Origin of the sequence: Micromonospora sp. D75 (genome assembly GCF_018070405.1) — a bacterium.
GTDB classification, from domain to species: domain Bacteria; phylum Actinomycetota; class Actinomycetes; order Mycobacteriales; family Micromonosporaceae; genus Micromonospora; species Micromonospora chalcea.
In genome coordinates, this window is sequence record NZ_JAGPXV010000855.1 from 1 (window position 1) to 1,976 (window position 1,976).

A 1,976-nucleotide genomic window follows, 5' to 3' on the forward strand; every position below is an offset into this window, starting at 1 on the left:
CTCTGGTGGCGCTCACCGTCGACGACGGCCCCCGCCCACACTGGACCCCGCTGGTGCTGGACACCCTGGCCGAGCACCGGGTGCCGGCCACCTTCTTCCTGGTCGGTGAGCGGGCGCGCCGGCACGCCCCGCTGGTCCGGGACCGGATGGACGGCCACGAGGTCGGCAACCACAGCTGGGCGCACCGCGACCTGGCCCGGATGGACGCCGCGACGGTCTACGACGACCTGCGCCGCAGCCACGATGCGATCACCGCGGCCACCGGATCGTCCCCGCGACTGCTCCGCCCGCCCTGGGGACATCTGGGCGGCGCGGTGCTGTACGCCTCGGCCCGGCTGGACTACCGGCTGGTGCTGTGGACGCTGCAGATGGTCGAGAGCGAGTTCCCGCACGACCCGGCCGGGCACGCCCGGCGGATCGTGGCCGACGTGCGCCCCGGCACGATCGTGCTCGGGCACGACGTGGGCGACGACCGGCGGCTGGTCGCGCTCCGCGGCCTGCCCGACATGATCGACGGGTTGCGGGCCCGGGGATACACCTTCGTCACGGTCTCCGACCTGCTGCGCCGAGCTGCCGGTGGGGGAGCGGCCCGATAGGGTGCCCGCGTGTCGCCCACCCTCTCCGTCCTCGTCCGCAACCGCGACTTCCGCCATCTGTTCATCGCCGAGCTGGTCGTGTTCGGCGCGGACTGGTTCGTCATGGTGCCGCTGCTGGTGCTGCTGCCGGAGCTGACCGGCAGCGGGGTGTGGGGCGCGCTGGTGCTGGCCGTGGACACCGGCACCACCGCGTTGCTGCTGCCGTACGCCGGGACCGTGGCCGACCGGTTCGACCGCCGCAAGGTGATGATGGCGGCGAACATCGCGGCCCTGGCCGGTGTCCTGCTGCTGCTCGGTGTGCGCGGCGCCGGCACGGCCTGGCTGGCGCTGGCGGCGATCGCGCTGGTGGCGGTGGCGAAGGCGTTCTACTCGCCGGCCGCCCAGGCCGCGCTGCCCAACGTGGTCGACCCGGCGGACCTGGCGGCGGCGAACGCGGTCGCCGGCTCGGCCTGGGGCACCATGACAGTGGTCGGCGCTTCACTGGGCGGCATACTGAGTGCCGCGTACGGCCCGTACGCCAGCTTCTGGGTGGCCGCCGCGGGCCTGCTCGCCGCGTTCGGCCTGGCCGCGCTGATCCGCCGGCCCCTGCAGGCGCCGCGCGACCCGGCGGCGGCCGTGCCGCGCACGTGGGCGGCGATCCGGGAGGCGCTGCGCTACATCGTCCAGCGTCCGCGCGTGCTCGCGCTGGTCACCGTGAAGTCGGCGGTCGGCCTGGGCAACGGCGTGCTGACCGTCTTCCCGCTGCTCGCCGGCGTGTACGGCGTCGGCCCGGTCGGGGCGGGCCTGCTCTTCGCCGCCCGGGGCGCCGGGGCCCTGGTCGGTCCGATCCTGATGCGCCGGGTGCTCAGCAACCGGGCCTGGCTGCTCACCGGTCTGGCGCTGTCCATGTCGCTGTACGGCCTGGCCTATCTGGGCGCGTCGGTGGTGTCCTGGTTCCCGCTGGTGCTGGTCCTGGTCTTCCTGGCCCACCTGGGCGGCGGCAGCAACTGGGTGCTGTCCAACTACGCGTTGCAGGGCGAGGTGCCGGACCGGCTGCGCGGCCGGGTCTTCGCCACCGACATGATGCTGGCCACGCTCGCCATCGCGGTGAGCCAGCTGGTTGTGGCGCTCGTGGTGGACCGGGTGGACGAGCGCACCGTGCTGGTCGGTTGCGGCCTGGCCACCGTCGTCTACGCGCTCGGCTGGCGGTTCGCCACCCGGCGGCTCTCGCTCACCGACCCGGTCGACGCGCCGACCCCGGAGCGCACCGGCTGACACGCCGGTCCCACGCTCCGGGCGGTCCGGCCGGGCTGTCGGGGTGACGTCCTAGCATGAGCCGGTGCCGACGACCTTCCTCCCCGGCCCGGTCCGGGTCCGGGTGCCCGCGACCAGCGCCAACCT

Annotated in this window: 2 protein-coding genes; both read left to right on the plus strand. The window is 74.6% G+C overall.

The annotated features are described in order from the left end of the window. Positions 1 to 596 (plus strand): polysaccharide deacetylase family protein (locus KBX39_RS29925; protein WP_210873752.1); only part of this gene is annotated, 596 nt, incomplete at its 5' end. A gap of 9 nt (positions 597 to 605) precedes the next feature. Beyond that, entirely contained in the window at positions 606 to 1,850 is a 1,245-nt protein-coding gene (locus tag KBX39_RS29930; protein ID WP_043328629.1) for an MFS transporter, read from the plus strand. The last annotated feature ends 126 nt before the right edge of the window (positions 1,851 to 1,976 follow it).